At 71.1% G+C, this 26,446-nt stretch carries 23 protein-coding genes; 13 read left to right on the top strand and 10 right to left on the bottom strand.

The window, feature by feature from the left end; genetic code table 11:
• Position 1: 1 nt before the first annotated feature.
• Both dxs and KBB57_RS02475 read left to right on the top strand, forming a co-directional pair.
• Positions 2–1,945: a 1-deoxy-D-xylulose-5-phosphate synthase gene (dxs, locus tag KBB57_RS02480; RefSeq protein ID WP_290746277.1), complete on the top strand. Its 1,944-nt coding sequence runs from the start codon at positions 2–4 to the stop codon at positions 1,943–1,945.
• A gap of 223 nt (positions 1,946–2,168) precedes the next feature.
• Positions 2,169–3,167, top strand: coding sequence for a hypothetical protein (locus KBB57_RS02475; RefSeq protein WP_290746274.1), 999 nt, complete (start codon positions 2,169–2,171; stop codon positions 3,165–3,167).
• 151 nt (positions 3,168–3,318) lie between these two features.
• Here KBB57_RS02475 and clpA read toward each other — a convergent pair whose 3' ends face one another.
• Both clpA and gloB read right to left on the bottom strand, forming a co-directional pair.
• Positions 3,319–5,649, bottom strand: a complete 2,331-nt coding sequence (clpA, locus tag KBB57_RS02470; RefSeq protein WP_290746271.1) for an ATP-dependent Clp protease ATP-binding subunit ClpA — start codon at positions 5,647–5,649, stop codon at positions 3,319–3,321.
• A gap of 544 nt (positions 5,650–6,193) precedes the next feature.
• A complete protein-coding gene (gene gloB, locus KBB57_RS02465) occupies positions 6,194–6,952 on the bottom strand; it encodes a hydroxyacylglutathione hydrolase (RefSeq protein ID WP_290746268.1) in 759 nt (252 codons plus the stop codon).
• Positions 6,953–7,023: 71 nt separating this feature from the next.
• On the opposite strand from gloB, the gene KBB57_RS02460 reads away from it, so the two are divergent.
• The 6 genes from KBB57_RS02460 to KBB57_RS02435 all read left to right on the top strand — a co-directional run bounded on the left by KBB57_RS02460 (position 7,024) and on the right by KBB57_RS02435 (position 12,838).
• Positions 7,024–7,815, top strand: coding sequence for a class I SAM-dependent methyltransferase (locus tag KBB57_RS02460; protein WP_290746265.1), 792 nt, complete (start codon positions 7,024–7,026; stop codon positions 7,813–7,815).
• A gap of 172 nt (positions 7,816–7,987) precedes the next feature.
• Entirely contained in the window at positions 7,988–8,548 is a 561-nt protein-coding gene (locus tag KBB57_RS02455) for a F0F1 ATP synthase subunit delta (RefSeq protein WP_290746262.1), read from the top strand.
• Positions 8,548–10,086, top strand: a complete 1,539-nt coding sequence (atpA, locus tag KBB57_RS02450) for a F0F1 ATP synthase subunit alpha (protein ID WP_290746260.1) — start codon at positions 8,548–8,550, stop codon at positions 10,084–10,086. Before KBB57_RS02455 ends, atpA begins: the two co-directional genes overlap by 1 nt.
• Positions 10,087–10,112: 26 nt before the next feature.
• Positions 10,113–10,988: a F0F1 ATP synthase subunit gamma gene (locus KBB57_RS02445; RefSeq protein ID WP_290746257.1), complete on the top strand. Its 876-nt coding sequence runs from the start codon at positions 10,113–10,115 to the stop codon at positions 10,986–10,988.
• 19 nt (positions 10,989–11,007) lie between these two features.
• A complete protein-coding gene (gene atpD, locus KBB57_RS02440; protein ID WP_290746254.1) occupies positions 11,008–12,435 on the top strand; it encodes a F0F1 ATP synthase subunit beta in 1,428 nt (475 codons plus the stop codon).
• Between the two features lie 4 nt (positions 12,436–12,439).
• Positions 12,440–12,838: a F0F1 ATP synthase subunit epsilon gene (locus tag KBB57_RS02435; protein ID WP_290746251.1), complete on the top strand. Its 399-nt coding sequence runs from the start codon at positions 12,440–12,442 to the stop codon at positions 12,836–12,838.
• 430 nt (positions 12,839–13,268) lie between these two features.
• Here KBB57_RS02435 and KBB57_RS02430 read toward each other — a convergent pair whose 3' ends face one another.
• Positions 13,269–14,150, bottom strand: a complete 882-nt coding sequence (locus KBB57_RS02430; RefSeq protein ID WP_290746248.1) for a hypothetical protein — start codon at positions 14,148–14,150, stop codon at positions 13,269–13,271.
• A gap of 132 nt (positions 14,151–14,282) precedes the next feature.
• On the bottom strand, positions 14,283–15,509 hold the full coding sequence (locus KBB57_RS02425) for a urate hydroxylase PuuD (protein WP_290746245.1): 1,227 nt from the start codon (positions 15,507–15,509) through the stop codon (positions 14,283–14,285).
• Between the two features lie 113 nt (positions 15,510–15,622).
• On the opposite strand from KBB57_RS02425, the gene KBB57_RS02420 reads away from it, so the two are divergent.
• Positions 15,623–16,558, top strand: a complete 936-nt coding sequence (locus tag KBB57_RS02420; RefSeq protein ID WP_290746242.1) for a LysR family transcriptional regulator — start codon at positions 15,623–15,625, stop codon at positions 16,556–16,558.
• Here KBB57_RS02420 and KBB57_RS02415 read toward each other — a convergent pair.
• Entirely contained in the window at positions 16,542–17,489 is a 948-nt protein-coding gene (locus tag KBB57_RS02415) for an AEC family transporter (RefSeq protein ID WP_290746239.1), read from the bottom strand. The genes KBB57_RS02420 and KBB57_RS02415 overlap by 17 nt on opposite strands.
• 301 nt (positions 17,490–17,790) lie before the next feature.
• On the opposite strand from KBB57_RS02415, the gene exbB reads away from it, so the two are divergent.
• The 4 genes from exbB to mscL all read left to right on the top strand — a co-directional run bounded on the left by exbB (position 17,791) and on the right by mscL (position 21,452).
• Positions 17,791–19,011, top strand: a complete 1,221-nt coding sequence (exbB, locus tag KBB57_RS02410; RefSeq protein ID WP_290746236.1) for a tonB-system energizer ExbB — start codon at positions 17,791–17,793, stop codon at positions 19,009–19,011.
• A gap of 4 nt (positions 19,012–19,015) precedes the next feature.
• The gene (exbD, locus tag KBB57_RS02405; protein ID WP_290746233.1) at positions 19,016–19,456 is read left to right on the top strand and encodes a TonB system transport protein ExbD; all 441 of its coding nucleotides are present in this window, start codon (positions 19,016–19,018) and stop codon (positions 19,454–19,456) included.
• An 8-nt stretch (positions 19,457–19,464) separates the two neighbouring features.
• Positions 19,465–20,343 (top strand): energy transducer TonB, encoded by an 879-nt coding sequence (locus tag KBB57_RS02400; RefSeq protein WP_290746230.1) that lies wholly within the window; start codon positions 19,465–19,467, stop codon positions 20,341–20,343.
• 692 nt (positions 20,344–21,035) lie between these two features.
• On the top strand, positions 21,036–21,452 hold the full coding sequence (mscL, locus tag KBB57_RS02395) for a large-conductance mechanosensitive channel protein MscL (RefSeq protein ID WP_290746227.1): 417 nt from the start codon (positions 21,036–21,038) through the stop codon (positions 21,450–21,452).
• 563 nt (positions 21,453–22,015) lie between these two features.
• Here mscL and KBB57_RS02390 read toward each other — a convergent pair.
• The 5 genes from KBB57_RS02390 to KBB57_RS02370 all read right to left on the bottom strand — a co-directional run bounded on the left by KBB57_RS02390 (position 22,016) and on the right by KBB57_RS02370 (position 26,380).
• Entirely contained in the window at positions 22,016–23,071 is a 1,056-nt protein-coding gene (locus KBB57_RS02390) for a Gfo/Idh/MocA family oxidoreductase (protein WP_290746225.1), read from the bottom strand.
• Positions 23,068–23,850: a ThuA domain-containing protein gene (locus KBB57_RS02385; protein WP_290746222.1), complete on the bottom strand. Its 783-nt coding sequence runs from the start codon at positions 23,848–23,850 to the stop codon at positions 23,068–23,070. Before KBB57_RS02385 ends, KBB57_RS02390 begins: the two co-directional genes overlap by 4 nt.
• Before the next feature lie 179 nt (positions 23,851–24,029).
• Positions 24,030–24,446: a cupin domain-containing protein gene (locus KBB57_RS02380; protein WP_290746219.1), complete on the bottom strand. Its 417-nt coding sequence runs from the start codon at positions 24,444–24,446 to the stop codon at positions 24,030–24,032.
• A gap of 36 nt (positions 24,447–24,482) precedes the next feature.
• Positions 24,483–25,415 carry a DMT family transporter gene (locus tag KBB57_RS02375; protein WP_290746216.1) on the bottom strand — a complete coding sequence of 311 codons (933 nt, stop codon included), beginning with the start codon at positions 25,413–25,415 and terminating at the stop codon, positions 24,483–24,485.
• A 236-nt stretch (positions 25,416–25,651) separates the two neighbouring features.
• The gene (locus tag KBB57_RS02370) at positions 25,652–26,380 is read right to left on the bottom strand and encodes a Crp/Fnr family transcriptional regulator (RefSeq protein ID WP_290746213.1); all 729 of its coding nucleotides are present in this window, start codon (positions 26,378–26,380) and stop codon (positions 25,652–25,654) included.
• Positions 26,381–26,446: the final 66 nt, after the last annotated feature.

The following is a 26,446-nucleotide window of genomic DNA, read 5'->3' as shown; positions in this document are numbered from 1 at the left end:
GATGTCCAGCGACCCCCTGAACAGCGACCCCCGTCCGAACACCCCGCATCTCGACCGCATCCACCTGCCCTCGGACCTGTGCGGCCTGTCGAACGCCCAGCTGCGCGCCGTCGCCGACGAGCTGCGCGCCGAGACGATCTCCGCCGTCTCGGTGACGGGCGGCCATCTCGGGGCCGGGCTCGGCGTCGTGGAGCTGACGGTGGCGATCCACGCGGTCTTCAACGCCCCGACCGACAAGCTGATCTGGGACGTCGGCCACCAGTGCTATCCGCACAAGATCCTGACCGGGCGGCGCGACCGCATCCGCACGCTGCGGGCCGGCGGCGGGCTCTCGGGCTTCACCAAGCGCGCGGAGAGCGCCTACGACCCGTTCGGGGCGGCGCATTCCTCGACCTCGATCTCCGCCGCGCTCGGCTTCGCGGTGGCGCGCGACCTCGGCGCCCCGGACGTCGGCGACGTGATCGCGGTGATCGGCGACGGCGCCATGTCGGCGGGCATGGCCTACGAGGCGATGAACAACGCCGGCCATCTGAAGAAGCGGCTGATCGTCATCCTCAACGACAACGAGATGTCGATCGCGCCCCCGGTCGGCGCGATGTCCTCCTACCTCGCGCGGCTCTACGCCGGCGAGCCGTTCCAGGAGCTCTATTCCGTCGCCAAGGGGGCGGTGCGCCTGCTGCCGCCGCCATTGCAGGAGGGGGCGAAGCGGGCGCGCGACATGGTGAAGCACGCGACCGTCGGGGGCACGCTCTTCGAGGAGCTCGGCTTCTCCTATGTCGGCCCGGTGGACGGCCACGACATGGACCAGCTCCTCGCGACGCTGCGCACGGTGAAGACCCGCGCCGACGGGCCGGTGCTGATCCATGCGCTGACGAAGAAGGGCAAGGGCTACGCGCCGGCGGAGCGCGCCTCGGACAAGTACCACGGCGTCGCGAAGTTCGACGTCACGAGCGGCGCACAGGTCAAGGCCCCGTCGAACGCGCCCTCCTACACCAAGGTGTTCGCGCAGAGCCTGATCCGCGAGGCCGAGGCGGACGACCGCATCGTCGCGGTGACCGCCGCGATGCCGGACGGCACGGGCCTGAACCTCTTCGCCGAGCGCTTTCCGCGGCGCTGCTTCGACGTCGGCATCGCCGAGCAGCACGGCGTGACCTTCTGCGCCGGGCTGGCCGCCGCGGGGATGCGGCCGTTCTGCGCGATCTACTCGACGTTCCTGCAGCGCGGCTACGACCAGGTCGTCCACGACGTGGCGATCCAGCGCCTGCCGGTGCGCTTCGCGATCGACCGCGCCGGGCTGGTCGGCGCCGACGGGCCGACCCATGCCGGCGCCTTCGACATCGGCTTCCTCGCCTCGCTGCCCGACTTCGTGGTGATGGCCGCGGCGGACGAGGCCGAGCTCGTCCACATGGTCGCGACCGCCGCGGCGCTCGACGACCGCCCCTCCGCCTTCCGCTTCCCGCGCGGCGACGGCGTCGGCGTCGAGATGCCGGAGCGCGGCCGCCCGCTGGAGATCGGCCGAGGCCGGGTGATCCGCGAGGGCGCGCGCGTCGCCATCCTCTCCTTCGGCGCCCGCCTCGCCGAGGTGCTGAAGGCGGCCGAGGCGCTGGCGGCGCGCGGGATGGCCCCGACGATCGCCGACGCCCGCTTCGCCAAGCCGCTCGACCGCGACCTGATCCTCCGCCTCGCCCGCGAGCACGAGGCGCTGATCACCATCGAGGAAGGCGCCATCGGCGGCTTCGGCTCCCACGTCGCGCAGTTGCTGGCGGAGGAGGGCGTCTTCGACCGCGGCCTGCGGTTCCGCTCCATGGTCCTGCCCGACACCTTCATCGACCAGGACAGCCCGGCGAAGATGTACGCCGCCGCCGCGATGAACGCCGAGCAGATCGAGGCGAAGGTTCTGGCGGTGCTGGGCGTGGCGCGGGTGGGCAAATGGAAGGCGACTTAGCTGCGGTTGATGTGTATTGATTTTTTGATTTAATTGTGATACAATTTTAGACTACGTCATTTTTTCTGGAGACGATCCGCTCGATCAGAATGAGGCTCACGATATGCTTCGAATTATTCGTTTTTTATATTCAGTTTTTTCTGGGATTTATTTACTGGTCCTCTACGCGATTGCAGTTTTCTCTGTGGTTGGCTTGTTAAGTACTATGCAGGTGCGAGAAGCTATGAGCGACCTGAAAGTGCTACGTTACGAGGATTTGCTCGATGCGGAAGGAAATGTGACACGAGCCATTGCTCGCGTCTATCAGGAAATAGAGCACAATGACAAACTCTACCGAGTTAAAGGGGAGATTGAAAGCGCTCTAAATGTAATGACGGAAGGGAATTTCTGGATAGACGAGCAGGACTTTGTGGTATCCCCCCTTTTTCAGAGTCTTATAGAAAACTGCGGTAGTGGCGAAGGGCCCCGAGACGAGAGATGCGATGCATTCGCTCGGTTCACTGCCGCCGCGCAGACGCGTGACAACCTCTATTCGGAGGGCGAGGCCGAAAGGTTTGCGCAATTTGAAGCCACGAAGCTAGCAGAAATTGATAAAATAAAGAGCAGTCACAATTTAACCAGATTCTTCGACGTGCGCAGATTTTATGAAGAGATCCCGCTTTATGGCGAGCTAATAAAACTTCCTCAAGAAATTCTTACACTTTTATTGATGATGTTTATGGGTTTACTTGGAAGCGTTATAGCCATGACATGGTCCTTTGTCCGTATGGACGACGATCTTTCCCCTAGACGATTTATGCTTCTTCCATTTATAGGAAGCATGAGCGCACTGATCATATTGGTTTTTCTTAAGGCTGGACAGCTATCCATAAATGCTTCCGGTGCGGAGGTTCCGTTAGATCCATTCTTTATTTCATTTGTAGGCATTGTCTCGGGCATGCTTTCGGAGCGGGCATATACCAGAATATCGACCATAGGTTCCGATTTTTTCTCCGTTAACCAAGACGTACGCCGCTGGGCCATCGGATTGAATCAGGCAATCGAAGCTTCGGGAGTCAATCTTGCTCAACTCTCGTCGTTGTTGTCGATGCCTGAGGATCAAATACGCGAGATTGCTGAGCGCAAGCGCAGCGCGAGCGGCGAAGAACAACAAGCCTTGTCCCTCGCACTGAGAGTGCGCCAGCCTGAAATTTTTTCAGACCTACCGCCGGTTTCATCCTGAGCCAAGACACAAATTCCGTCGCGGTGGCTAAGTGCGTAACGCTTCGTCACGATCGTCGCGCCGATCCAATCGGGGCATCCGCCCGCCCCGAAAGCAAAAGGCCCGGGCGTCGCCGCCCGGGCCCTGTCGTCGCGAAGGTCCCCGCCGCCGCTTATTCCGCCGTCAGCAAAGGCGGCCGCTTGGAGGCGATGCGCGGCGCCTCGGCGGCCTCGATGACGAGCCTCAGCGCGCCGTCGGCCACCGTCACCCGCACCAGCCCGCCCTTGGTCAGCTTGCCGAACAGCAGCTCCTCGGCCAGCGGCTTCTTGACGTTCTCCTGGATCACCCGGCCGAGCGGCCGCGCGCCCATCTTGTCGTCGTAGCCCTTCTCCGCCAGCCAGTCCGCCGCCTCCGGCGTCAGCTCGATCTGCACGTTGCGGTCGAGGAGCTGCGCCTCGAGCTGGAGCACGAACTTCTCCACCACCTGGAGGATCACCTCCCGCGGCAGCGGCGCGAAGCTGATGACCGCGTCGAGCCGGTTGCGGAACTCCGGCGTGAACATCCGCTCGACCGCCGCCGAATCCTCGCCCTCGCGCCGCGACCGCCCGAAGCCGATCGCCTCCCGCGCCTGCTCGGCCGCGCCGGCGTTCGAGGTCATGATCAGCACGACGTTGCGGAAATCCACCGTCCGGCCGTTGTGGTCGGTGAGCTTGCCGTGGTCCATCACCTGCAGCAGGATGTTGTAGACGTCCGGATGCGCCTTCTCCATCTCGTCGAGCAGCAGCACGCAATGCGGATGCTGGTCCACGCCGTCGGTCAGCAGCCCGCCCTGGTCGAAGCCGACATAGCCCGGCGGCGCGCCGATCAGCCGGCTGACGGTGTGCTTCTCCATGTACTCCGACATGTCGAAGCGCAGCAGCTCCACGCCGAGCTTGTCGGCGAGCTGCTTGGCCACCTCGGTCTTGCCGACGCCCGTGGGCCCGGTGAACAGGTAGTTGCCGATCGGCTTCTCCGGCTCCCTCAGCCCGGCCCGGCTCAGCTTGATCGCCGAGGCCAGCGCCTCGATCGCCGCGTCCTGGCCGAACACCACCCGCTTCAGAGTGGTGTCGAGATCCTTCAGCACCTCGGCGTCGTCCTTCGACACGTTCTTCGGCGGGATCCGCGCGATCTTCGCCACCACCGCCTCGATCTCCTTCGAGGTGATGGTCTTGCGCCGCCGGCTCTCCGGCAGCAGGTGCTGCGCCGCGCCGGCCTCGTCGATCACGTCGATCGCCTTGTCCGGCAGCTTGCGGTCGTGGATGTAGCGCGCCGACAGGTCCACCGCCGAGCGGATGGCGTCCTGGGTGTAGCGCACGTCGTGGTGGTCCTCGAAATAGGGCTTCAGCCCCTTGAGGATCTTGAACGCGTCCTCGACCGACGGCTCGTTCACGTCGATCTTCTGGAACCGCCGCGCCAGCGCCCGGTCCTTCTCGAAGTGCTGGCGATACTCCTTGTAGGTGGTCGAGCCCATGCAGCGCAGCGTCCCCGACTGGAGCGCCGGCTTCAGCAGGTTGGACGCGTCCATCGCGCCGCCGGAGGTCGCGCCCGCGCCGATCACCGTGTGGATCTCGTCGATGAAGAGGATGGCGTTCGGGTGGTTCTCCAGCTCCTTCATCACCGCCTTCAGCCGCTCCTCGAAGTCGCCGCGGTAGCGGGTGCCGGCGAGGAGCGCGCCCATGTCGAGCGCGAAGATGGTGGTGTCGGCGAGCACGCCCGGCGTCTCGCCGTCGACGATCTTGCGCGCGAGGCCCTCGGCGATCGCGGTCTTGCCGACGCCCGGGTCGCCCACGAGCAGCGGGTTGTTCTTGCGCCGCCGGCACAGGACCTGGATGCAGCGCTCGACCTCGAGGTCGCGGCCGATCAGCGGGTCGACGTCGCCCTTGCGGGCCTTCTCGTTCAGGTCGACGCAGTACTTCTGCAGCGCCGTCTCCTCGCCCTCCTTCGAGGCGGAGGCGGAGGCCGACTGCTTCTGCTCCGGCGCGGGCTCGGCGCCCTTCACCGGCCGGCTCTCGCCGTAGGACGGGTCCTTGGCGACGCCGTGGCTGATGTAGTTGACCGCGTCGTAGCGGGTCATGTCCTGCTCCTGCAGGAAATAGGCGGCGTGGCTCTCGCGCTCGGCGAAGATCGCGACCAGCACGTTCGCCCCGGTGACCTCCGAGCGGCCCGAGCTCTGGACATGGATCGCCGCGCGCTGGATCACCCGCTGGAAGCCGGTGGTCGGCGCGGCCTCCGAGCCGTCGACGTCGGAAATGAGCGCGTCGAGCTCCTCGTCGAGGAAGGCGACGATGTTCTTGCGCAGCTTCTCGATGTCGACCCCGCAGGCCCGCATCACCTTTGCGGCCTCGGGCTCGTCGAGGAGTGCGAGCAGGAGATGCTCCAGCGTCGCAAGCTCGTGCTTGCGCTGGTTCGCATGCCCGAGCGCGTTGTGGATGGCGGCTTCGAGGGTACTCGAGAAAGAGGGCATAATCCACGTCCTTCCGGTCTGAAACCCGCCAGCGGTTCCCGCCGGCGCGGGCAAGTGACCTCGATCCTTACCCGTCGTCCCTTAAACTTCGGTTTTGCCCACCATCCTTCAAGGGCCGCTGGGGAAGGATTATGCCCACGCGTCGGGCAAAGGGCAAAACACTTATTCGGCTAGGTTACCGGGTGTCACGTTCTGGTCACGCACCGGACAGCCGGAACGCCTTCCTGCCCGGGGCGGCGGCGCCGGAACAACGCCTTTCCGGCGTTCCGGGGTCGCGAGGGGTGGGAGACGACGCTCATATCGGCGCCGCGACCGCCCCGCGCAAGGGGTCCCCGGCGGCTCGCCGCGCGGGGCGTCACGCCGCGGGCGACAGACGGCCGATCCGTTGGCGCCGGTCGCGCCGGCGGGGCCCCGGACGAGCGCCGCGCCCGCTCCCGCGTCGGCGGTTGCGCCCCGGCCCATCGACATCTCGCGGGAGCATCGGCGGGGATGGGGGCGCCCGCCGCGCCCCGCCCGGGGGCGAGGCGCTCCAGCGCATGTCGCCTCAGAAGGCGTCCTTGCGCCGGCGGATCTCGGCGAAGACCTCGACGTCCGGCGCGCCCGCCATGCCGACGCGGGCCTTCATGTCGGCGTCGGCGGCGCGCAGGAACGGGTTCGTCTCCCGCTCCAGCGCCAGCGTCGGCCCCATCGTCGGCCGGCCCGCCGCCCGCGTCGCCGCGATCTCCGCCGCCCGCGCCTCCAGCGCGGCGTCGGAGCCGAGCGAGCGGGCGAAGCGCAGGTTCGCCTCCGTATACTCGTGCCCGGAATAGAGCCGCGTCGCCGGCGGCAGCGCGCACAGCCGGCCCAGCGTCTCCCACATGTCCGCCGCCGTCCCCTCGAAGAGCCGGCCGCAGCCCATCACCATCAGGCTGTCGGCCGAGAACAGCGCCTCCGCCGCCGGCACATGATAGGCGACGTGCCCCAGCGTGTGCCCGTGCGCCTTCAGCACCTCGGCGCCCACCGGCCCGGCCCTGTCGCCCGGCGCGACGGCGTGGTCGAGCCGCGGCAGCCGGCGCGCGTCCGCGGCGGCGCCCCAGACCTCCGCCCCGTAGCGATCGCGCAGCGCGTCCACCGCCGCGATGTGGTCGTCGTGGTGATGGGTGATCAGGATCGCGTCGAGCCCCCAGCCCCGCCGGTCGAGCTCGGCCGCGATCGGCCCGGCCTCCGGCGCGTCGACGAGCGTCGTCGTCCCGAGGTCGGCGTCGCGGACCAGGTAGGCGTAGTTGTCGGTCCGGCAGGGAACCGTGACGATCTCGAGCGGCATGGCGGCCTCCCGGCCTTCGCGTGGCGGTCTTCGGCGTGGCGGCACCCTGCCGGATCGGCTAGGGTCGCGCAATGCATCTCGACGTGCTCGACCTGCGCGCCTTCTACTACCGGACGAAGCTCGGCCGGACGACGCAGCGCGCGCTGCAGGACGCCCTGCGCGGGCTCTGGCCGGAGACGCGGGCGATGACCGTGGTCGGCTTCGGCTTCGCCGCGCCGATGCTGCGGCCGTTCCTCGCCGACGCCCGCCGGGTGGTGGCGCTGATGCCGGCGCAGCAGGGGGTGATGCACTGGCCGGTCGGCGGCCCGAACGTCAGCGCGCTGGTCGAGGAGACGCGCTGGCCGATCGAGACCGGCTCCGTCGACCGGCTGATCGTCGCCCACGGGCTCGAGACCTGCGAGCGGCCCGACGCGCTCCTCGCCGAGATCTGGCGCGTCCTCGCGCCGCAGGGCCAGGCGGCCTTCATCGTGCCGAACCGCTCCGGCCTCTGGGCGCGGCGCGAGGGCACCCCCTTCGGCTTCGGGCGTCCCTACACCTTCGGCCAGGTCGAGGCGATTCTCGACCGCCACGGCCTCGCCGCCGGCCGCCACGCCGCGGCGCTCTACGCGCCGCCCTCGCACCGGCGCTTCTGGTTGCAGACGGCGCATCTCTGGGAGCGCCTCGGCCGCCGCTTCGACCCCCACCTCGTCGCCGGCGCGCTGCTCGTCGAGGCGACGAAGCAGGTCTATGCGCGGCCGCGCCCCGGCGCGAAGGCGTCGATCCTCGGGCCGCTCGAGGCGCTCGAGGGCCTGGCGCGCCCGCGCCCGGAGCCCGTCCGGGGACGCGCCGCCGTCGCGGCCCGGAACTCCCGGGCGGGGCGCTGAAAATCCGCGGAAAGCCGGCTCCCGCGACCGCGAACGGAAGTTGCTCGGCCGTATTGCCACCCTGCGATCCCTCTGCTATCACCGCGCCGACCTCACCGGGCCGTGAGCTTCTCGCGACTGCGAAGGCGCGCGCCGGGCGGGGCCGAGGGGTCTCTGGAACGGAAGGGTGGTCGTGGCCGGTTCTGAATCCTTGACCTCCGGAATAGCCGGCCGCTACGCGACGGCGCTCTTCGAACTCGCGAAGGAAGGCGGCAGGCTCGACGCGGTCGAGACCGATCTCGACGCCGTCTCCGCCGCCCTCGCCGAGAGCGCCGACCTGCGCCAGCTCATCGCCTCGCCGGTCTTCCCCCGCGACGAGACGGCCGCGGCGGTGAAGGCGCTCTCCGCCCGCATGGGCCTCGGCCCCGAGGTCGCCAACACCCTCGGCCTGATGGCGAAGAACCGCCGCCTCTTCGTCGCCCCGGCGCTGATCGCCGCGGTGAAGGGCATGATCGCCGCCGAGCGCGGCCAGGTCTCCGCCGAGGTGACCTCCGCCACGGCGCTCAGCGACGAGCAGACCGCCGCGCTCAAGGCCACGCTCAAGGAACGCGTCGGCAAGGACGTCGAGCTCAACGTCAAGGTCGACGAGAGCCTCATCGGCGGCCTCGTCGTCAGGATCGGCTCGCGCATGATCGACACCTCGATCCGCTCGAAGCTGGCCAAGCTGCAGAACGTCATGAAAGAGGTCGGATAATGTCGATCCAAGCCGCCGAGATCTCCGCGATCCTCAAGGAGCAGATCAAGAACTTCGGCCAGGAGGCCGAGGTTGCGGAGGTCGGCCGCGTCCTCTCCGTCGGCGACGGCATCGCCCGCGTCCACGGCCTCGACAACGTCAAGGCCGGCGAGATGGTCGAGTTCCCCGGCGGCATCCGCGGCATGACGCTGAACCTCGAGGTCGACAACGTCGGCGTCGTGATCTTCGGCTCCGACCGCGACATCGGCGAAGGCGACGTCGTCAAGCGCACCCGGTCGATCGTCGACGTCCCCGTCGGCAAGGGCCTGCTCGGCCGCGTCGTCGACGCCCTCGGCAACCCGATCGACGGCAAGGGCCCGATCGAGGCGGCCGAGCGCCGCGTCGCCGACGTCAAGGCCCCCGGCATCATCCCCCGCCGCTCGGTCCACGAGCCGATGGCGACCGGCCTCAAGGCGATCGACGCCCTGATCCCGATCGGCCGCGGCCAGCGCGAGCTGATCATCGGCGACCGCCAGACCGGCAAGACCGCGGTGGCGCTCGACACGATCCTGAACCAGAAGTCCTACAACGAGGCCGCCGGCTCCGACGAGGGCCAGAAGCTCTACTGCGTCTACGTCGCCGTCGGCCAGAAGCGCTCCACCGTCGCCCAGCTCGTCCGCACGCTGGAGCAGTCGGGCGCCCTCGACTACTCGATCATCGTCGCCGCCACGGCCTCCGAGCCGGCGCCGATGCAGTACCTCGCGCCCTACGCCGCCTGCGCCATGGCCGAGTACTTCCGCGACAACGGCATGCACGCGCTCATCATCTACGACGACCTCTCCAAGCAGGCCGTCGCCTACCGCCAGATGTCGCTGCTGCTCCGCCGCCCGCCCGGCCGCGAGGCCTACCCGGGCGACGTGTTCTACCTCCACTCGCGCCTGCTGGAGCGCGCCGCGAAGCTCAACGCCGACCACGGCTCGGGCTCGCTGACGGCGCTCCCGGTCATCGAGACCCAGGCCGGCGACGTCTCCGCCTACATCCCGACCAACGTGATCTCGATCACCGACGGCCAGATCTTCCTCGAATCCGAGCTGTTCTACCAGGGCATCCGCCCGGCGGTGAACGTCGGCCTCTCCGTGTCCCGCGTCGGCTCCTCGGCCCAGACCAAGGCCATGAAGTCCGTCGCCGGCTCGGTGAAGCTCGAGCTCGCCCAGTACCGCGAGATGGCGGCCTTCGCGCAGTTCGGCTCCGACCTCGACGCGGCCACCCAGCGCCTCCTCAACCGCGGCGCCCGGCTGACCGAGCTCCTGAAGCAGCCGCAGTACTCGCCGCTGACCAACGCCGAGCAGGTCATCGTCATCTTCGCCGGCACCCAGGGCTACCTCGACCGCCTGCCGGTCGCCGACGTCGGCCGGTTCGAGCGCGGCCTCCTCGCCCACCTGCGCAACAACCAGGCCGGGCTCCTCGAGGAGATCCGCACCAACGACCAGAAGATCGCGGGCGAGCTGGAGAAGAAGATCCGCGACGTGCTGGACTCCTTCTCGAAGACCTTCGCCTGAGCCGCGTCGACTAGGGAGCGCGGCCCATGCCGAGCCTGAAGGACCTCAAGATCCGGATCGAGAGCGTCAAGTCGACGCGCAAGATCACCAAGGCCATGCAGATGGTCGCGGCGGCCAAGCTCCGCCGCGCCCAGGAGGCCGCCGAGAGCGCCCGGCCCTACGCCGAGCGCATGGAGGCGGTCCTCGGCAACCTCGCGGGCGGCGTGTCCGGCGGCGCCTCGGCGCCGCGGCTCCTCGCCGGGACCGGCAAGGACGAGACGCATCTCCTCGTCGTCGCCACCGCCGAGCGCGGCCTCTGCGGCGCCTTCAACTCCTCGATCGTGAAGCTCGCCAAGGCGCGCGCCGCGCGGCTGATCGCCGAGGGCAAGAACGTCAAGATCCTCACGGTCGGCAAGAAGGGCCGCGAGCAGCTGCGCCGCGACTACGCGCGCTACCTGATCGGCCATGTCGATCTCTCCGCCGTCAAGCGCATGGGCTACGGCGACGCCTCGGCCATCGCCCAGGACGTGCTGAACCGCTACAACGCCGGCGAGTTCGACGTCTGCTCGATCTTCTACAACCGCTTCCAGTCGGTGATCGCCCAGGTCCCGACCCAGCGCCAGCTGATCCCCGCCGTCTTCGAGAAGCCCGAGGGCGGCGGCGGGGCCGCGCTCTACGAGTACGAGCCGGAGGAGGAGGCGATCCTCGCCGACCTGCTCCCGCGCGGCGTGGCGACGCAGATCTTCACCGCGCTCCTCGAGAACGGCGCGTCCGAGCAGGGCGCGCGCATGAGCGCGATGGACAACGCCACGCGCAACGCGGGCGACATGATCAGCAAGCTGACCATCACCTACAACCGGTCGCGTCAGCAGGCGATCACCAGCGAGCTCATCGAGATCATTTCGGGCGCCGAGGCGCTCTAGGAAAGGGACGGAGGCCGCCATGGCAAACCCCGTGGGCAAGATCACCCAGATCATCGGCGCCGTCGTCGACGTGCAGTTCGAGGAAGGGCATCTGCCGGAGATCCTCAACGCGCTCGAGACCGAGAACAACGGCGCGCGTCTCGTGCTCGAGGTCGCCCAGCACCTCGGCGAGGCCACCGTCCGCGCCGTCGCCATGGACGCGACCGAGGGCCTCGTGCGCGGCGCCGTGGTCACCGACACCGGCGGCCCGATCGCCGTGCCCGTCGGCAAGGCGACGCTCGGCCGCATCCTCAACGTCGTCGGCGACCCCGTCGACGAGAAGGGCCCGGTCGAGGCCGAGGAGCGCCGCCCGATCCACCAGCCCGCCCCCGAGTTCGCCGACCAGGCGACCGAGAAGGAGATCCTCGTCACCGGCATCAAGGTGATCGACCTCCTCGCCCCCTACTCCAAGGGCGGCAAGATCGGCCTCTTCGGCGGCGCGGGCGTCGGCAAGACGGTGCTGATCCAGGAGTTGATCAACAACGTCGCCAAGGTGCATTCCGGCTTCTCGGTCTTCGCCGGCGTCGGCGAGCGCACCCGCGAGGGCAACGACCTCTACCACGAGTTCATCGAATCGGGCGTCATCGACGAGCACGACCTCTCGAAGTCCAAGGTGGCGCTGGTGTTCGGCCAGATGAACGAGCCGCCGGGCGCCCGCATGCGCGTCGCGCTCTCCGGCCTGACCATGGCCGAGCAGTTCCGCGACGAGAGCGGCACCGACGTGCTCTTCTTCGTCGACAACATCTTCCGCTTCACCCAGGCGGGCTCTGAGGTGTCGGCGCTTCTCGGCCGCATCCCCTCCGCCGTGGGCTACCAGCCGACGCTCGCCACCGACATGGGCGCGCTGCAGGAGCGGATCACCTCGACCCGCAACGGCTCGATCACCTCCGTGCAGGCGATCTACGTGCCGGCCGACGACCTGACCGACCCGGCGCCGGCCACCTCCTTCGCGCACCTCGACGCCACCACGGTGCTGTCGCGCGCCATCTCCGAGCTCGGCATCTACCCGGCCGTGGACCCGCTCGACTCGACCTCGCGCATCCTCGACCCGCAGGTCGTCGGCGAGGACCACTACAACGTCGCCCGCCAGGTCCAGGGCATCCTGCAACGCTACAAGTCGCTCCAGGACATCATCGCCATCCTCGGCATGGACGAGCTCTCCGAGGAGGACAAGCTCACCGTGGCGCGGGCCCGCAAGATCCAGCGCTTCCTGTCGCAGCCCTTCGACGTGGCCGCCGTGTTCACCGGCTCGCCCGGCGTGCAGGTGCCGATCGAGGTGACCATCGACAGCTTCAAGCGCGTCGTGGCCGGCGAGTTCGACCACCTTCCGGAGGCCGCCTTCTACATGGTCGGCGGCATCGACGAGGTGGTGAAGAAGGCCGAGAAGATGGCGGCCGAGGCGGCCTGATCCGATGGCGGACACCCTCCAGTTCGACCTCGTCAGCCCCGAGCGCAAGCTCGCCTCGGTGGCGGCGACGCGCGTCGTCATCCCCGGCATGTCCGGGGACATGACGGCGATGCCGAACCACGCGCCGTTCCTGACCACGCTGCGGCCCGGCGTCGTCCGGGTCGAATCGGCGGGCGAGACGGCCGAGTTCGTGGTGACCGGCGGCTTCGCCGAGGTCTCGCGCGAGGCGGCCACCATCCTCGCCGAGCAGGCGACGCCCCGCGACGCCGGCGCCAAGGAGATGATCGCCGACATGATCGCGGCGGTGGAGAAGGAGCTCGCCGGCGCGAGCGACGACCTCCGCCAGCAGATCGACCAGCGCCTCCGCGACGCCCGCCACCTCGGCGGCATCCTCGGCATCTGACCTCTCTGCTCCGAATCCGGGGGCCCGCCTCGCGGGCCCCTTTTTTGTGCCGGATCTCGCCAACGCACTACGGGACACGAGGCGCATCTCGCGGCGCCGTTCGACTCCCTTGGAACTGGCGCCCTCCCTGCCCCACCCGCTCCGCGTCGAGCAGGTTGACATGCGCATGTCACCCTGTGGGACCCGTCGGGAAGGCGAGACCTCGCCGCTGGTCGACCGCTGCCGCCTCCGTCTTGCAGCGTATTCCGTTGACGTTATATTATAACAAATCATGATAAATCAATGGCTTGGGTAATTTTCACGCGTGAACACGCTGTACGGAACCCGGCGCCCACGGCGTGATTCCAAACCGCTTGACCGGCGCTCTCCGCCCACGCGACCCGCCGGCCGGCACGCCCCCTGCCGCGCTGCCCCCCCGGCCCGCAGGGGCCTACTGCGCGACCCAGACGTCGATGCGGCCAGGCTCGGCCCCCAGCGTGATGGCCGACAGGTCATGCACGTCGAGCGGCCCGCCGGTCAGCGGCGCGAGGCTCCGCGCCAGCGCCTCGGCGGCCGCCTCGTCGGCGGGGTGGAAATACTCGACCCGGCCGCGGTCGATCGGGGCCGTGGTCGGCGAGACCTCGAGCGCGCCATAGCCGGCGGTGTCGATCGCCGCCCCCAGCGCCGCCCGCCGCGCCTCCGGCATGTCGGGATCGACCCGCAGCCGCACCTTCGCCGCGGCGACCGCCGTCGCCGCCGGCCCGGCGGCGGCAGGCGCGGGAACCGGCCCGGAGCCGAGCTCCGTCGGAACCGCCGCGGCGTCGGCCGCGACCTCGGCCGCCGGCTCGGGCCGGAACATCACCGCCAGCGCCACGATCGCCGCCGCGGTGAGCAGCCCGACCAGCACCGCCGCCCGCAGCTGCCGCAGCCCCCGCGACGCGGGCGCCGGCGGCGGCGCCACGGCCGCCCGCTGCCGCACCGCCAGCGCCGGCTGCGGAACCGGGTCGGAGACGCCGGCGAACGTCGCCTCGAACGAAGGCCGCGCCTCGGCCGCGCCGCCCTCATGCGGCGCCTCCGGCCCGGCATCGGTCAGCTCGAACGGATGGTCCGCCAGATCCTCGTGCGACGCCAGCGACACGGCCGGCGGCGCCGGCGGAGCGACCGGCTCCACGGGACGCGCCGGCGCCGGTCGGGGCGGCGGCGGCCCCAGCCGCATCGGCGGGGCGGCAAGGTCCTCGAAGGGATCGGGAGGCAGATCGACCATGACGGGCTCAAGCCTGCCGGCGCCGCCCCGGCCGGACCGGCGGTACTCGTCTCCCGTCATCGCGTTCATGTCGCTCGCTCGCACACAGGCCGCAGAATCCCCCCCGCGGCGCACAGCACCCATTTCGCACGTGCAACATACTAACGCAAAGCGGGGGGCGCGTGAAGCCCCCCGTCCAGACCTTGCTTAACGAGGACCGGATCACCCCGCCACGGCGGTCCGGTACCAGTCGACGATGCGCTGCCGCTCCACCGTCTCCATGCCGCTGACATTGCCCGGCGGCATGGCGTGCGACCGTCCCGCCTGGAGGTAGATCTCCCGCGCCCGGCTGGCGATGTCCTGGTCGGTCTCCAGATAGACCGACTTCGGCGCATGGATCAGCCCGGGCCAGTAGACCTCGCGGGCATGGCACATCGAGCAGCGCCCCCGCACCGTGTCGGCCACATCCCCGAAGCCGTCCACCGAGGCGAACTGCTGCTGGAAGGCGGTCAGCGCCTGGTCCTCGTTGGTCTCGGTCGGGCCGCCGATCGTCGACAGCCACATGATGGCGACGAAGATCGCGGCGGTGACCGGCCAGGTCCAGGTCGGGTTGCCGCCGCCGGCGTGGATCGTGTTGAAGTAGTGCCGGATGGTGACGCCCATCAGGAACACGAGGCTCGCGATCAGCCAGTTGTACTCGGTGGCGAAGGCCAGCGGGTAGTGGTTCGACAGCATCAGGAACAGGACCGGCAGCGTCAGGTAGTTGTTGTGCGTCGAGCGCAGCTTGGCGATCTTGCCGTATTTCGGATCGGGCGACCGCCCGGCCTTCAGGTCGGCGACGACGATGCGCTGGTTCGGCATGATCACGAAGAACACGTTGGCCGACATGATCGTCGCCGTGAAGGCGCCGAGATGCAGCAGCGCCGCCCGCCCGGTGAAGATGTGGGTGTAGCCCCAGGCCATGACGACGAGGATGCCGAAGAGCAGCACCATCAGGAATGTCGGGTTCTCGGCGAGCCGCGACTTGCAGAGGTTGTCGTAGAGCAGCCACCCGAGCGACAGCGACGCCATGGAGATCAGGATGGCGAAGGGCACCGACAGCGCCCAGACCGTCGGGTCGATCAGGAAGATCTCCGCGCCGGCATAATAGACGATGCAGAGCATCGCGAAGCCCGAGAGCCAGGTCGCGTAGCTCTCCCACTTGAACCAGACGAGGTGCTCCGGCATCCGCTCCGGCGCCACCAGGTATTTCTGGATGTGGTAGAAACCGCCCCCGTGGACCTGCCACTCCTCGCCATGCGCCCCCGCCGGCAGGCCGGGGACCTTGCGCAGACCGAGGTCCAGCGCCACGAAGTAGAACGACGACCCGATCCAGGCGATGCCGGTGATGACGTGTAGCCATCGCACCGCAAAGGCGAGCCATTCCCAGACGACGGCGAAATCGTACATGCGCGGTCCTCCCAAACCCGATCGGCGCAGAATGACCGAGAACCCTCTCCGCGAAAATCCCGCAAGCGCCACAGCACTTTCGCGATTTCCAAGAAAGTGGTAGCGTCCCGGCGATGTCCTACGTCAACACGCTCCGGACGTTCGTGCGGGTCTACGAGCTCGGCTCGATGTCGGCGGCCGGGAGGGACCAGCGCGTCTCCGCCGCCGTCGCCTCGGCGCGCGTCGCCGAGCTCGAGCGGCATCTCGGGGTGCGCCTGTTCAACCGCACCACCCGCAGCCTGCAGCCGACCGAGCAGGGCGCGATCTTCTACAAGGGCGCCATCAAGATCCTCGAGACGATCGAGGAAGCCGAGGCCGCGGTGGCGGACGTCTCGCGCAGCCCGCGCGGCTCGATCCACGTCGCGGCCCCCCTCGGCATCGGCAAGCGCCTGATCGCGCCGCTGATTCCTGGCTTCAAGGACCTCTACCCGCAGATCGACGTGCGCCTGCGCCTGTCCGACCGCCGCGTCGACGTCACCGCGGAGGGCCTCGACGTCGCCTTCCTGCTCGGCGCGCTCGAGGATTCGAGCCTGCGGGTCCGCCCGATCGCCGATTGCCCGCGGGCGCTCGTCGCCTCGCCGGACTACGTGGCCCGCCGCGGCAAGCCGCGCGGCGGCCAGGACCTCGTCGACGACCGCCACAGCTGCCTGATGCTGCGCTTTCCCGGCACCCGCGAGTTCGTCTGGACCCTCGTCACCCCCGCCGGCCCGCAGCGCTTCGACGTCTCCGGCCCCTTCGAATCCGACGACGGCGACGTGCTGACCGGCTGGGCGCTCTCCGGGCGCGGCATCGTCCTGAAGCCGGTCTTCGAGATCGTCGACTACCTGCGCTCCGGCGAGCTCGTCGTCGTCGCCGAGGAGACGCCGCCCGAGAGCGTCAGCCTCGCCGCGCTCTTCCCGCACAAGCGCCTGCAGGATCCCAAGGTCCGGCTCTTCATCGACCACATGGTCGCCGCCTGCCGCAAGGCGGTCGTCGACGCCCTGGCGGAGGCCGTCACGGTCCCAGAATGACGAGGAGCGCGTTGAGCGTCGCGAAGGCGCAGACGGTCATCGCGAGCATCGCCAGCGCGGCCGGCCGCCCCTCGCCATACTGGCCGGCGAGAATCGGGTAGATCCCCATCGCCGGGGTCGCGGCCATGATCACCACCGCCTTGGCCAGATCCGGCGCGACGGCGAGGCCCATGCGCCCCGCGATCCCGAGCCCGGCCAGCACGGCGAGCGGGTGGAGCACGAGCTTGCCGAGCGCCACCGGAGCGATCCCGGCGAGCCCCCTGCCCCCCGCCGCGCCCTCCGCGGGCAGCGCCGCGAGCGACGCGCCGATCGCCACCAGCGCCGCCGCCGCGCTCGACTGCGCGAGGAGGCCGACGCTCCGCGCGACGAGCCCCGGCAGCGCCACGCCGGCGGCCGACACGGCCACGCCCGCCACCAGCGCGAGGATGATCGGGTTCCGCGACAGCCGGCGCAGGATAGGGCCGGCCCCGCCCCCCGCCCCGCCCCGGGCCGCCTCGGCGAGGGCGAGGACCAGCGGGATCAGCAGCAGGTTCTCGACGATCATGTTCAGCGCCAGCGCCGGCGCCGCCACCGCGGGCAGCGCCATCATCAGCACGGGATAGCCGATGAACCCGCTGTTCGCGCAGGACATTCCCATGGCGCGGAACGTGCTCGCGACCGCCGTGTAGCCGCTCGCCCGGCTCCAGCCGTAGCCGAGCCCGAGCACGGCCAGCGACCCCGCGCCATAGGCGAGGAGATAGCCGGCGTCGACCACCTCGCCGAGCGGCCGGGTGGTCAGCGCGGCGAAGATCAGCGCCGGCAGCGCCAGGTTGGCGACATAGCCGCCGAGCGCGCCCGCCGCCCCCGGGCCGAGCAGGCCGCCGCGCACGGCGAGGTAGCCGACGCCGATCAGGACGAAGATCGTGCCGGTAAGGGACAGGGTCTCGGGCATCGGCCTCGACGCGGCGCAGGACGGGCGGGCGCAGGTCTACCCCGCCCCGCCCGCCGCGGCCAGAGCCTCCCGGCCGCCGCCGCGCGAGCCCCTGCTCCGCCGCCCGGACAGGCGCTCTTGGCATTCCCCGTTAACCCGACTAATTTCTGCGGGAATGCACGAGAGGCGGCGCCGCCGCCGCGGGCCAGCCAGGCGCGACGCGCGTCAGCCAAGTCCGGCAAGGTCAGGGGTAGCGCGCCCGCCCGGGCGCGCAAGCGCGTCCCGCTCCCGGAGCGGCGCGCCAGCGTTGGTGGAGGTCTTCATGGCGAAGCGGCGACGGTCGCAGGCGGAGCCGCGCGCGGCGTGGCGGCGCATCGGCGTGGCGATCCTCGTCGCGGCGGCATTGTCCGCCCCGGCCGCCGCCCAGACGAGCGATGCCCGGACTGGCGAGACCCAGACGGACGCGAACCAGACGGGCGCGAGCCAGACCCTCGCTTCGCCGCCGGCGCCGGCGGCCGCGACCCCTGCCCCGATGACGGACGCCCAGCCCGCGGACACGCCGCCGGCCATCGCGACGCCGGCGGCCGCGCCCCCGGCGCCGGCCGTCGCTCCGGCGCCCGCGGACGCCCCGCCCGTCGCCGCGCCGGTCGCAGCGGATGCCCCTGCCGCGCCCTCGGACCCCGCCGCAGCCCCGGCCCCCGCCGCGATCGCCGGCCAGCCGGCCCCCGCCGGCGCCGCTCCGGCGGCCGGGGGCCAGCCGGGCGCGACGACGGCCGACCCCGGCCCGGCGACCGCCCCGGGCGCGCCCGGGATCGGCCACGAGGACAGCCTCCTGCCGCAGGACCTGTCGCCGTGGGGCATGTTCCTCGCCGCCGACATGATCGTGAAGAGCGTCATGGTCGGCCTCGCCTTCGCCTCCGTGGTCACCTGGACCGTGCTCATCGCCAAGAGCCTCGAGCTCCTCGCCGCCGGGGCCGGACTCCGCAGCGGCCTCCGCGTCGTGTCCGACGCCGCCGACCTCGAGGAGGCCGACCGCGCGCTCGCCGGGCGGCGCGGCCCGGCGGCGCGCATGGTGCTCGCGGCGCGCGAGGAGGCCGCGGTCTCCGCGCAGGCCCTCGCCGCCGACGGGGGCGGCCCAGGCCTCCTCGCCCGCGTCGGATCGCGCCTCTCGCGGATCGAGGCGATGGCCGGGCGGCGGCTCGCCATCGGCACCGGGCTTCTCGCCACCATCGGCGCCACCGCCCCCTTCGTCGGCCTCTTCGGCACCGTCTGGGGCATCATGAACAGCTTCATCGGCATCTCCGAGGCGCAGACCACCAACCTCGCGGTCGTGGCCCCGGGCATCGCCGAGGCGCTGCTCGCCACCGCGATCGGCCTCGTCGCCGCCATCCCGGCGGTGGTGATCTACAACTTCTTCGCCCGCTGGATCGCCGCCTGCCGCGCCCGGCTCGCCGACGTGGCAGCGGCGGTGGAGCGGCTGGTGAGCCGCGACCTCGACCACCGCCGGCTCGCGCCGACGCTGCTCGCCCGGGCGGCGGAGTAGCGCCGTGGCCGGCAGCCTGGAGCCGCGCCGCGCCGGCGGCGACGAGATCGAGGAGACCCACGAGATCAACGTGACGCCGTTCATCGACGTCATGCTGGTGCTGCTCATCATCTTCATGATCGCCGCCCCGCTCGCCACGGTCGACATCCCCGTCGACCTGCCGAGCTCGGCCGCCACGCCGCAGCCGCGGCCCGCCGACCCGATCTACCTGACCGTCCGGCAGGACCTCGGCCTCACCCTCGGCGAGGCGCCCGTCCCCGCGGGCGGGCTCGGGCCGGCGCTGGAGAGCGTCACCAATGGCGACCGCGAGACCCGGATCTTCGTCCGGGCCGACGAGGCGGTGCCCTATGGCGAGCTGATGAAGGTCATGGACCAGATGCGCGGCGCCGGCTACCTCAAGGTGGCGCTGGTCACCCTGGAGACGCTGGGGCCGGCGACGCAATGAGCCTCGCCATGACGAACCCTCCCGGCGGCGAGAGCCTCGCCCGTCCCGCGCTGCTCTGGGCGAGCGCGGCGGTGCTGGCGGTCGCGGCCCATGCCGGCGCCGCGGCCTGGGCGCTGCGGCACCGTCCGGAGCCGGTCGCGGAATCCGCGCCGCCGGCGATGATGATCGAGCTCGCCCCGGAGATCCTCTCGCCCCCGGCCGAGATCGAGGAGATCGCGCCCGACATGGTCGAGGCGCCGGAGAACCTGACGACCGGGGTCGAGCTGACCGAGGCGACGCCGATCGAGCCGCCGCCGCCGCTCGACCCGCCGCCGCTCCTCGAGGAGCCGCCGCCCGACGTGCCGCCGCCGCCGACGCCGGAGCCGCCCTTGCCGCAGCCGCCGCAGGTCGAGACGCCGCCGCAGCCGGCGGAGGTCGTCGAGCCGCCGACGGCGCGGCCGCCGGACCTGCGGCTGGAGCAGCCGCCCGACCCGCCGAAGGAGGTGGTCGAGAAGAAGCCGCCGCCCGCGCCCTCCAAGGCCGCGGTGAAGGCGAAGGCGATCGCGCCGCCGGCCGAGACCGCGGCCGCCCCCTCGCCGACCCCCTCGGCGGGCGGCTCGGGCGCGGTGTCGCCGGCGAAGTGGCAGGCGCGGCTGATGGCCCATCTGGAGCGCCGCAAGCGCTACCCCTCCGGCGCGCGCAAGCGCGGCGAGGAAGGGGTCGCGCATGTCCATTTCTCGATCGACGACAGCGGCAACGTGCGGTCGGTGCGGCTCAGCCGGTCCTCGGGCTTCCCGGAGCTCGACGCCGAGGTGGTGGCGCTCGTCCGCCGCGCCTCGCCCGTCCCGGCCCCGCCGCCCGGCGCGCCCCGCGACATCACCGCGCCGGTCCAGTTCAACATCCGCTGAGCCGCGCGAGGCATGGCGGGAGCGGCTTCACCGCCGCCGTCCCCGAGGTGACGCCAACCCGTCGGGCGCGTGGTCACGGCCCGCGCAATCGCGTGCTGTTCACGCGTGAAAATTATCCAAGCCATTGATTTTATTGGAGTGGTTAATGTGAACCTAATCGGGCCCACACTACACGACAGTGGAGAGAAATATCGGTCGGGAGGGTGCGGGACGGTGAAGCCCGACGGATTTGACCCGTGGCAAATCCGTCCGCGATCGCCCCTGCGGGGGGCGAGCGCGGACGCGCTCGCCGGGGCGCTCACGGACGGATGGCGCGCTTCCGGAGAAATCTGCGCCCCTGACGGCCTCCGCGCGCAACCGCGCTCCAGCCGTCGGCGCGGCGAAAGCCATGCTTTCGCTTGTCGCGCCGGGCCTCGCGGGCAAGCCCGCTTCGGTCGCCCGCGCGCCCCGTGGATCCGGCAGGGCAGGTGTCGTGCAATGTGAATCGGGCCGCACAGTCACCGGACCCGTCCCGAAAGCGGGCCGCGACGCTCCGCGGCCGCGCCATCCCCGCAGCCGGCCGCGTGGCGGAACGCGGCGCATCCGGCCCTCGGACGCGGCGGCGGCGGCGCGCCGCACCGGCGCGGACGCATGGCTTGAACCCCGGGGCCGCCGCCCCGATACTCGGCCGGCAGCAAGAAGGGATCCTCAGGATGCTCAAGGAATTCCGCGACTTCATCGCCCGCGGCAATGTCATGGACCTCGCCGTCGGCATCATCATCGGCGCGGCGTTCACCGCGATCGTGACCAGCCTCGTCAACGACCTGATCAACCCGCTGATCGGCTTCGTCATCGGCGGCATCGACTTCTCGAGCTACCAGCTGTCGCTCGGCGGCGGCGAGCACGCCGCCACCTTCCGCTACGGCGCCTTCCTGACCGCCGTCATCAACTTCATGATCATCGCCTGGGTGGTGTTCATGCTGGTCAAGGCGGTCAACAAGGTCCGCGCCACCGTCGACACCTCGGAGAAGAAGGCGGACACCCCCGCCGGCCCGACGCAGGAGGAGGTGCTGATCGAGATCCGCGATCTGCTGAAGGCCGACCGCGCCCGCATTCCTCCGGCGGTGTGAGCAGGGATCCGGCGGGTCGGCTCCGACCTGCCTACGCATGGGGCGAGCCTTGCCGATCCCGCCACCGACCGGAACAGATCATCCGGCACGACGGTGGAGCCGAAGCCCGGCCGGAAGCAGGCCGCGACGGGGACGCCAGACGGATTTGACCCGTGGCAAATCCGTCCGCGATCGCCCCTCGGGGGGGCGAGCGCGATTCCGCGCTCGCCGGGGCGCTCACGGACGGATTGCGCGCGACGGGGAAATCTGAACCCCCGCCGGCCTCCGCGCCAACGCGCTCCGGCCGCCGGCGCGGCGAAAGCCGTGCTTTCGCTTGTCGCGCCGTGGCCTCGCGGGCAAGCCCGCTTCGGTCGGTCGGCGTCCCGGGGGGGGCAACCGGCGTCTGGTCGTGTGGCAACACCGGCTTGCCCGGCGCCGCGCCATGCTGCGCGGAACCAAAGCCGGCGGAGTCACGTTTCCCCTTCCAGGCAAGGGAGGGGAAACGCCCGATGAACAGCATCATCTACATGGTCGGCCTGGTCGTGATCGTCATCGCCGTCCTGTCCTTCGTCGGGATCGGCTGATCAGACCGGGAGCGTCCGCCCCTCGGCGTCGGCGGCGGCGACCAGATCGACGAGGCGCTGCATCTCCGCCCCGCGGCGGAAGTCCGGCTCGCCGTTGACGCCCGTCTGCAACGCCGCGACGAAACGGTCGGCGATGCGGGGCGGCGGGGCGCATTCGACCGGGCGCCAGCGCTGGATCTCGATGTCGGGGCCGAGGCAGGCTTCCAGCGTCGAGGAGCCGCCGTCCGTCCACAGCCGCAGGGCGCCGAGCTCGCCGTGCAGCAGCAGGTCGAGCTCGTTCGCCTTGCCGGTCGCCATGCGGGTGGCGTGGACCACCCCCAGCGCGCCGCCGGCGAGCTCGACGTTGATGACGACGCTGTCGTTCACGTCGAGACGGTATTTCCCGATCGCGCCGCCCTCGGCCTTGTCGAACACCTTCATCCGCGCCCCGAGCGCCACGACGGGCTCGCCGGCGGCGTAGGTGGCGAGGTCGAGGATGTGGACGCCCACGTCGCCCAGCACGCCCATCGAGCCGTGCGCGGAGGAGAGCCGCCACAGCCAGCGCTCGTCGGTGCGCCAGTCGCCCCAGTGCTTGGCGGTGAGCCAGCTCTGCAGGTAGCTCGCCTGAAGATGGCGGACCGGCCCGATCGCGCCGGCCGCGACCAGCGCGCGGGCGGCCTGGAGGGCGGCGGCGTTGCGGTAGGTGAAGTTCACCATGTTGATGACGCCCGCCGCCTCGGCGGCGTCGGCCATCTCGACGGCGTCCGCGTGGTTCACCGCGAGCGGCTTCTCGCAGAGGACGTGCTTGCCGGCGGCGATCAGCGCCAGCGAGGTCGCCTTGTGCGCGCCGTCGGGCGTCACGTTGACCGCGGCGTCGAAGCCGCCCCAGGCGATCGCCTCGCCGAGATCGCCGAACGCCTGCGGGATGCCGTGCCGCGTCGCGAACCCGGCGGCGCGGCCGGCGTCGACGTCGACCGCGGCGACGAGGCGGCAGCCCGGGATCGTCGCGAAGCGCTCGGCGTGGCTGTTCGCCATCGAGCCGGTCCCGAGGAGGAGGATGCGCGGCTCGGCGATCACCGATAGCCCTCCTCGCCGGCCTTGTGCAGCGAGCCGCCCTTCTGGACGATCTTCTCCGGGGCCTTGTCGACGGGCACGTTCGGGGCCTCGCCGACCGCCTTCCAGGCGGGCGCCGGGTTATGGGCCCAGCGCACGGCGTTGCGCAGCACCTGCTGGATCGTCGCGTCGTGGTAGGTGGGATAGGTCTCGTGGCCGGGGCGGAAGTAGAAGACGCTGCCCGCGCCGCGCTTCCAGGTCAGGCCGGAGCGGAACACCTCGCCGCCCTCGAACCACGAGATCATCAGCGTCTCCATCGGCTCGGGCACCAGGAAGGGCTCGCCGTACATCTCCTCGCTGGCGAGCTCGATCCGGTCGCCGACGCCGGCGAGGATCGGGTGGGCGGGGTTCAGGACCCAGAGCCGCTCGCGCTCGCCGGCCTCGCGCCAGCGGAGCGAGCAGGGCGTGCCCATCAGCCGGATGAACGGCTTCGAGAAGTGCCCGGAATGGAGGACGATCAGGCCCATCCCCTCGTGGACGCGGGAGGCGACGCGGGCGGCGACCTCGTCGGAGACGCGGCCATGCGCCTTGTGGCCCCACCAGACGAGGACGTCGGTGGCGTCGAGGCGGGCCTGCGGCAGCCCGTGCTCCGGCTCGTCGAGCGTGGCCGTCGTCGCCTCGATCCCCGGGTCGGCGGCGAGGGCCGCGGCGATGGCGGCGTGGATCCCGTCGGGATAGATCGCGCGCACCACCTCGTTCTCGCGCTCATGCTGGAACTCGTTCCAGACGACGGCTCGGATCATCGCTTCCCCCCGGGTCTCGGGCCGGTCCCGCGCCGGCGCGGGGCGCACCTTGTCGCGGCGCGCGCAGGCCCGCAAGGGGCGCGTCAGCCGCCGCGGCGTTGCGCGCCGTCGCGGGGCTCGACGCTGCTGCGTGCGGTCGCGGGGCTCGACGCTACAGCGTGCCGTCGAGGGGCTCGACGCTACGGCGTGCCGTCGACGGGCTCGACGCGGTACTGGATGTCGTCGACCTGCTCGAGCCAGTCGGCGGCGCGGCCGTCGAGCGCCTCCTGGATGGCGAGATGGGTCATCGCGGTCCCGGGGCCGGCGCCGTGCCAGTGCTTCTCGCCGGGCGGGAACCAGACGACGTCGCCGGGGCGGAGCTCGCGGACCGGGCCGCCCCAGGCCTGCGCCCGGCCGAGGCCCGCGGTGACGACGAGGGTCTGGCCGAGCGGGTGGGTGTGCCAGGCCGTCCGCGCCCCGGGCTCGAAGCTGACGCTGGCGGCGACCACCCGCGCCGGGGCGGGCGGCTCGGCGACCGGGTCGATGCGGACCTCGCCGGTGAAGTACTCCGCCGGGCCGCGGCGCGGCGGGGCGGATCCGATGCGGGTGACGTCCATCCTGCTGCCTCTCCCTGATTGCGGCCCCTCTTCGTCTCACGCGCTCCGGCGGGCCGCGGAGCGGAGCGCGATGGCGACCCCGGCGGCGACGACCAGCGCCATCCCGGCGACGCTGATCGCGTCCGGGACCTGGCCGAACACCAGCCAGCCGAGGAGGCCGGCCCAGAGGATCTGGAGGTAGTTGACCGGCGCGAGGAAAGACGCCGGGGCGTAGCGGTGGGCGGCGGTGAAGAGGTAGTGGCCGACGCCGCCGACGAAGCCCGTCCAGAGGAAGAGCGCGAGCTGCGTCGCCGTGGGCGCGGGGCCGCCCACCGACCACGGCAGGGCGAGGCCGCAGGCGACCGCGCCGACGAGGGCGGTGTAGAAGAGCAGGACCATGGTCGTCTCGGTGCTGGCGAGGTGGCGCGACAGCAGCATGTAGCCGGCGCTGAGCGCCGCGGCGCCGAGGACGAGGAGGACGCCGAGCGGGTCGAGCGCGCTTCCCGGCCGGGCGATCAGCAGCACCCCGGCGAAGCCGACCGCCGCGGCCGCGGCGTCGGCGCCCCTGAACCGCTCGCGCAGGACCCAGGGCGCGGCGAGGACGACGAGGATGGGCGCCAGGAAGACCATCGCCGTGGCCTCGGCGACCGGCATCCGCCGCAGCGCGAGCCCCATGAGGAGCGAGGCGAGGACGAGGCAGGCCGCCCGGACCAGCACGAGCCCGGGCCGCCGCGTCCGCGCCATCCGGGTGCGGTGGATGGGGCCGACGATGGCGAGCATCAGCAGGAAGTGCAGGATGTAGCGCACCGCGACGACGAGGCGCGGGTCGTAGGAGCCGACGAGATACTTCGTCGTGGTGTCCATCGAGGCGAAGAGCAGCACCGCGACGGCGAGGAGCGCGACGCCGGTGAGCGGCCGGCGCGGCAGCGCGGCGGCGGCGGCGCCCGGCATGGGAGCGACAGGCTCGGCGGGGACGGCGGCGTCGGGCATGGGCCATCTGCGCCGAGCCGGCGGCGGGCGTCAACGGCGGCTGCGGGCGATCGGGCGGGGGTTCGGGGCGAGAAGGCGACCTGGACGGGGGCGTCGTGCGGTGGACGTGCGGCGGGCGGGCGGGGGGCCTCGCACGACAGGGAAGGTCGAGGGGCGTGGCGCCGAGAGGCGGGACTTCGCACGGCCGCGGCGCCTACGCGGCGCGCGGGCGGCGGCGGGTCAGATCAGGGGGCAGGTCAGATCAGGGGGCGCGGGGGCTCGGGGGTGACCTCCATGTTCGAGCAGGCCTCCAGCCGGGCGAGGTCCGGGATGTGCAGCGTGCCGTCGGACAGGCGGATGAGCCCGCGCGCGCGCAGCGTGCGCAGCGTCTTGTTGGTGTGGACGAGCGACAGGCCGAAGGCGTCGGCGAGATCCTGCTGGCGGAACGGCATCGGCATCCGGCCGCCCTTCACCAGCTCGCGCGCCTCGGCGCGGCGATAGAGCGTGACCAGCCCCCAGGCCACCCGCTCGAGCCCGCTCCGCCGGCCGATCGTCGCCAGCATGTCGCCGAGGAAATGCTCCTCGCGGGCGGCGAGCCAGGTGAGGTCGTAGGCCCGCGACGGCATGTCGCGGAAGAGGCTCCACAGGTCGGCGCGCGCGAAGACGCAGAGCGTCATGTCGGTGACCGCGTCGACGCCGTGCTGCATCTCGCCGAGGAGCCCGGCCTGGAGCCCGATCAGGTCGCCCGGCATCACGAAGTTGATGACCTGCCGCCCGCCGTCGGGCAGCAGCTTGTAGCGCACCCCCCAGCCGGCCAGCGCGGTGAAGAGCTGCGGGCTCGCGGCGCCCTCGAGCAGGATCGTCGTGCGCGGCGAGACGACCAGCTCGCCGGCCTTGAAGCGCCGCATGAAGGCGAGCTCGGCGTCCGTGAACGGCTGGAACGCCTTGCGGCGGCGCAGCGGACAGTCGCGGCAATCGACGGGCACCGGGGAGAACCCTCCTCCTATGTCACAGTTAAATGCGCCCCCCCGCGAACGAGCGCAATGTCGCGG

Source organism: Amaricoccus sp. (genome assembly GCF_017993425.1).
Lineage (GTDB): Bacteria > Pseudomonadota > Alphaproteobacteria > Rhodobacterales > Rhodobacteraceae > Amaricoccus.
The sequence above is the reverse complement of the archived record's forward strand: the minus strand, read 5'-3'. Positions and strand labels throughout refer to the sequence as shown.